The sequence below is a fragment of the Sporosarcina sp. E16_8 genome, from assembly GCF_017347095.1.
Classification (GTDB): Bacteria; Bacillota; Bacilli; order Bacillales_A; family Planococcaceae; genus Sporosarcina.
On the sequence record NZ_JADPRZ010000087.1, the window covers coordinates 1 to 5871 of the forward strand.

Below are 5871 nucleotides of genomic sequence, written 5' to 3' on the forward strand. Positions count from 1 at the left end.
ACCGATCATATCCCATGGCAAGCGATCATATGTCCATTCCACCGATCATATATCATGTCAAGCGATCATATGTCCATTCCACCGATCATATCCCATGGCAAGCGATCATATCTCCATTCCACCGATCATATGCCATGTCAAGCGATCATATCTCCATTCCACCGATCATAAACCATCGCAAACGATCATATATCACGGCTAACCGATCATATCCCAGCCCAAATCAGCTTTTTCAAGGTATTCAACAAACTCAAAATCTGGTAAAATAATCATATAGTTCATGAGGGATGTCTTCAGTCTGATCGTTATGAATGGGTAGGCATAAAGGAAGGCGTTTTTTCATACCAATAACTAGGTTTATTTCTAAGCGAATTAATTGAAAAGGAGGTTTTTGTTATGAAAAAAGTATTTACTGTCTTGCTGGCATTCACTATTGCTATAGGATTTTCATTCAATTCTGTGCATGTCGAAGCAGCGAGCGCGAAAGTAGTGGCATATAAAAATTGCACGGAGCTAAACAAAGTGTATAAAGGCGGAGTGGCAAGATCTGCATCTGTCAAAAATATAGGCGGTAAAACGAAGTACCAGCCATTTGTATCTCAGGCTATCTATGATGCGAATAAAAAAAGTGATCGCGATAAAGATTCAATCGCGTGTGAGCAGTAATTACTAAGAACAACAAAACAGCACCAGTCCGGATACACTATCCGGACTGGTGCTGTTTTTGATTCAAGTGTTTTACGCTGATACACTTACCGCGCCTTGCACCGTTTCACTTCAAATTTCCACTGTAGACACCAGTTCATGAACAAGCCAATCACCATCAACTTTTTTAACAATGACAACAGTTGTATATTTTCTATTCTTGGAGCCATCTGGATTATAGATAATAAACTCATCGGTTGATGTGACTTTCCAAGTATTAGTGCCCGCTGCTTCCACTTTATCAACAGTGACAGCTATAAATTGCTCCGTAATTCCTTTGCTTTCTAGGTAAACGATATAATCCTTCGCTTCTTTTTTTCGTGGGCCATCATCTGTCATCAGGTGTTCCACGTATGAAAAGTCACGGGTGTTTATTGCATCGACGCTTCGGCTAACGTAATACTCAAAGAATGATTGCAACTCCTCTTTTATGAGGCGGTCTTTTTCTTTGTGAACCGCGTCGCTGCTAGGTTGATGGATAGCCCCAGAACCTGGAATGGTTTTTGTTGCAGCTATGTTTGATCGTGTCGACGTAGCGTTTTGGATGAACCATCTATTCGCGCTTTCATCGTAAATCAGGTTAACATCGTATGTGTAAACAGATTCGCTAATCGAGGGTGTATCCAAAAGTGAATGACTATCCTCCATATACGTGAATTCCGCTTGAATGGTAATGCCTGGTTCGGAATCGTCAAGTAGATACACCGAGTCTTCATCCACATCTAATTGATCGAACTTTCCTGTGACAAACGCGTTATTGTCAATCAATGGATCGAGGATGTTCTCTAAATAGAGCGCATTGAATGATTTTGTCGTTGTTGTAAATGAAGAAGTATCTCTTTTGGATTTCGCTTTAATATATTCTTCCCCGAATTGTGTTAAGGTGTCCACCACTGAATTCATTTCATCTTGTGAAAGGATAGTCGCTTCGATTTCTTGGTATTCACTTTCAATTGTCATTTCACTCGAAGTGACTTCTCCCCAAGGGTATCGAACAGCCAGTTTTGCATGTTGAGATCCGTCAAATAAGATGGGACCGATTTCTTCTGTTGCTCCATATTCATCAACAGGAATATCCTCTTCATTGATGACAATACGGGCATCTAACATGACTTCGGATGAATAGTTAGTAACTTCAAACATGGCGTTACCTAGTGGCAACTCCACTTCAATCCAGGAAGGTTTTCCGGAATTATTATCTGCGTACAGTTCACTTTTACTCGAGCCTTTGCCGTATTTCCCTTCAAAAGTTGCATTCACTTCGTAAATACCCGGTGATAGTGGACCATACGAAACAGACCCTTTTTTACGAGATTCTTCTCTTATTTCAACACCATTGAATGTGAAAGTAAGCCCATTTAGCGGCCCCTCGAAATAGGCGTATTGGTCAATCACCTCTACTTTATGGATTTTGAATAAACCAAACCACTTTCCGTGTTGCTGAACAGTAGAAAGTGAATCTACGGCACTCCTGCCTTCCGCTTCAGCCAACTTCAGCATTGCTTTGGCTTCCTGTTTGTCAATCATTTTACCGTTTTCACGGACAACCAGGGATTGAAGTTGTTTTGCATCCTTGGTTGATAAAGCCTCCGCAAAGCGCTTAGCTGTTGTTTCCTGTGAAAAATGCGCTTTTCCCCAAACTGTGAACCCAATCAACAGAACTGCAATCGCCGTTATAATCCCATACAGTACTTTTTTCTTCTTGGAAAGGGGTTGTTTGGGCATAACCGCTACTTGCGGTAGCTTTGTTCCGCAATTTGTACATACAACATCTTCTCCAGTCACTTGTTGACCGCATTCTAGACAAAATCGACTCATTTATATTTACTCTCCTCTGACAAACCCCATTAGTATGACCGCATTACTTCCAAAAAAGTGTATCTTCATAGCTTGGTAACTAGTCAAAGAACCAGCTAAATGTCATATGACATCTAGCTGGTTTTTAAGCCTTTATTAGTACCATTGCGTTAATTCGTCAATATATCCACCGATAGTAGAGTCGGCTAGGATAACCATGAAGATGACAAATAAAACTGTGAACATGACGAGATACAGAAGGAAACCGTATAAAGGATCCATTCCAGTTGGTTTTTTCGTCAATAAGAAACTGATTAAATAGAGAGGTAAAACAAATATAGCAAACATAAAGACTATGCTAAGGATCAAATTACCGAACGTGAAAGATTTCAGCAAAATGAGAAGTAATGAGACGGTTGCAGCGATAAGTAGTGGTGACAAATGTGCACCATAGAAACTTATAATTGTCTTAAATGAATGTTGTGGTCCAAAGAATTTATTGCTGAGGAAAAGTGACAAAATGACAATCCCTACCGCGAATAAAAAGAAAACCAAAACACTACTGAAGAATGAAAAGAATCCCGGGCCATAACCGCCGAATATTTCACCCATGAAGATATATAAAGACAAAGAAAGAAGTACGCCTAGCAAAATGATACTAATAAGTCCATTTGTAAACTCTGCCTCACCACGATTATAGATGAGTGAAGGTCTTTTTAATTGTTGCATGAAATAAGAACTATACATTTTAGACTGTTTTTTTAGATTTTCGACATGAATATTCGGTTCAGCTGGTTGTGCAGGAGCTGGGATTATCGGCTCAGATTGTGTTGCAGCGACCCGTTCGGTAACAGAATCATCCGCATAAGCCACAGTTACCTCTTCAAACTTCGTACCGCATTTCCCGCAAAACTTACCTTGTGCTTGTTCGTGACCACAATTACTACAAATCATTCAATATCCTCCTTACGAAATATACTTATTATCCACTATACGGATAATAAAGTGCCGCTATTCATAGATTGTTGTACAAAGTCCTGCGAACATGTTCCTCCTATTCATTACTATCACCTTTACAGTCACTGGTTTCTTACAATATAGGGGAAGTGTGCATGTAAATAGTAGTAAGTAAATTATACCATAAGTGAATGAATAGATTGAAGGATATTTCAATTAAATTGGTAGTTTATTAACTTAGTAATGTATTCAACTGATTCTTTTGGAGTTTTATATAGTATAGGAGAATAGACACTAGTAGTCTATACTAGTAATGGGGATTAACTGGGTGATTGGCATCCACAATCCATATCAAAGGGGGTTATCAAATGGAAAAAAAGTTTTGTAATGAGTGTGGAAAACAGCTTGCAGATGGACTGGTATTTTGTTCTTCATGCGGAACGCCTGTTTCAACAACGGTTGACGTAGCGGAATCTATGCAAAAGCCACCTGCGTCGAAAAAATCGATGCCATTAAAAACTAAAGTACTACTATCAGCGCTGGTTATACTCTTTATGACTGCGATTGGAACTCATTTTACCATAACTTATTTAACGGACGGTACGAAACAGTTGAGAAATATTTACAATGCGATAGTCGATGAAAACGGAGAAGCACTATTCGCTGAGTTGGCTGTGGCAGGGGACACGCTTTATGTGAAAGATAGTTTCACTAAAAGGTTGAATAACGGCTACTTACCTGTATTCTTCGACGAACTGCAAGAAGCGTCTGAACGTGTAAAGGAAACAGGTTTGACGGAAATCCTGGTAGATAAAAAAGGGATTGAACTATTCCGCGTCAAATATGAAAAGTGGCTTTACTTCTATTCTAGGGTCATAATTGAGCCGGTTTCACAGCCTTTAGTAATTGAAACGGATCTAAAAAACACAATCTTGACGATTGCGGATAAAGAATTTCAGCTTGACGGAGAATCGATAAAAATTAATAAAGTATTACCTGATAATTACACTTTTACAGTGAATGGGAAAAATACATATATGGAGTCCACAGGAACTTACAACATCGACCGTGAGGAGTTTGAAGAAGCTGTAGTAGTCAGTTTACCTGGATCTGCCTATTCCATAACGTTTAATAGTGAATTAACGGACGGTATTGTGTATGTAAACGGTACATCTACAGAAAAAACGATGAAGGAAATTGACTCAATTACGCCTGTCTTTGGCGACGGGGCAACATTCCATGCAGTTAGAGCAATTGAAGGCGGAAAAACAGAGAAATCCGAGAAGGTGATTGGTAAACCTGGTGATTCTGTAACACTAGTTTATCCATCACTTTTGAAAGCACAAAAAAGTGCTGAGTCGCTAGCGAAGGCCCAGAAAGTACAAGAGGAAAAAGCGGTAGGAGATAGAGAATTGATTGCGCAGGCATCAGCGGCTTATATCGATTTCCGCGACGCTTACGAAGAGGCGTTGAATGATAAAAGCTTCTATTATGTAGAAAACTATTTAGTAGAGACTGCTGGGGTGTATAAAGAATTGAAGGATTTTATAGCCGAAGCAGACAGTACGTATTATTGGTATGATTTCAAGATCAACCAGGTGACAGAAGGTACGGTCGAGGGAGATATTATTAAACTACAAGTCCGCGAAGTGTTCGTCTTTGAAAATCATCTAGGGGTAACGACTGAATACGATCGGAAGAAAAGGTATGACCTAGTTGAGACATCCCCAGGCCAATTTAAAATCACTGCTATTCATATTAAAGACACCAACCGTAATTAAGTGGAATTGGAGTCGTGCAGTCACCAAGTCAATAAAGAGTTGATTGCATGTTTGCAGTAAGAATAGAAACGGCTCTCATCCAGAAGGTTTATCTGGGTGGGAGCCGTTTTGTTAGTGGTGGCGTTTGGGTGTTCGGCAAAGTCCTCGGAGTGTCCAACGAACTTGGTAAAGCCTGCAACCAATCGCCGGAAGTGTCCAACGAAAAGAGAAAAGTGTCCAACCAACGGAGGAGTTTCCAACGAAACCCTCGAAGTGTCCAACGAAGTCAGTAAAGCCTGCAACCAATCGCGGGAAGTGTCCAACGAAAAGAGAAAAGCGTCCAACCAACGAAGTAGTTTCCAACGAAACACTCGAAGTGTCCAACGAAGTCAGTAAAGCCTGCAACCAATTGCGGGAAGTGTCCAACGAAAAGAGAAAAGCGTCCAACCAATGGAGGAGTTTCCAACGAAATCCTCGAAGTGTCCAACGAAGTCAGTAAAGCCTGCAACCAATTGCCGGAAGTGTGCAACGAAAAGAGAAAAGCGTCCAACAAAAAAGGGGTTTCCAACGAAATCCTCGAAGTGTCCAACCAAGTCAGAAAAGCCTGCAACCAATCGCCGGAAGTGTCCAACGAAAAGAGAAAAGCGTCCAA

General features: G+C 40.4%; 6 protein-coding genes. 2 read left to right on the plus strand and 4 right to left on the minus strand.

All coding sequences use genetic code 11. From position 1 onward, the window contains the following. Positions 1 to 396: 396 nt before the first annotated feature. Complete coding sequence (locus I2484_RS20510) at positions 397 to 666, plus strand: excalibur calcium-binding domain-containing protein (RefSeq protein WP_207152910.1); 270 nt, start codon at positions 397 to 399, stop codon at positions 664 to 666. 111 nt (positions 667 to 777) lie between these two features. On the opposite strand, the gene I2484_RS20515 is transcribed toward I2484_RS20510, so the two are convergent. Beyond that, positions 778 to 2523, minus strand: a complete 1746-nt coding sequence (locus I2484_RS20515) for a TcaA NTF2-like domain-containing protein (protein WP_207152911.1) — start codon at positions 2521 to 2523, stop codon at positions 778 to 780. Positions 2524 to 2658: 135 nt separating this feature from the next. Continuing rightward, on the minus strand, positions 2659 to 3456 hold the full coding sequence (locus I2484_RS20520; protein ID WP_207152912.1) for a CHY zinc finger protein: 798 nt from the start codon (positions 3454 to 3456) through the stop codon (positions 2659 to 2661). Positions 3457 to 3827: 371 nt separating this feature from the next. On the opposite strand from I2484_RS20520, the gene I2484_RS20525 reads away from it, so the two are divergent. Next, on the plus strand, positions 3828 to 5240 hold the full coding sequence (locus I2484_RS20525; RefSeq protein ID WP_207152913.1) for a TcaA NTF2-like domain-containing protein: 1413 nt from the start codon (positions 3828 to 3830) through the stop codon (positions 5238 to 5240). A gap of 111 nt (positions 5241 to 5351) precedes the next feature. On the opposite strand, the gene I2484_RS20530 is transcribed toward I2484_RS20525, so the two are convergent. Continuing rightward, positions 5352 to 5603, minus strand: coding sequence for a hypothetical protein (locus I2484_RS20530; protein ID WP_207152914.1), 252 nt, complete (start codon positions 5601 to 5603; stop codon positions 5352 to 5354). A gap of 5 nt (positions 5604 to 5608) precedes the next feature. Further along, the coding region (locus I2484_RS20535; RefSeq protein ID WP_207152915.1) for a hypothetical protein at positions 5609 to 5871 on the minus strand (263 nt) is incomplete at its 5' end.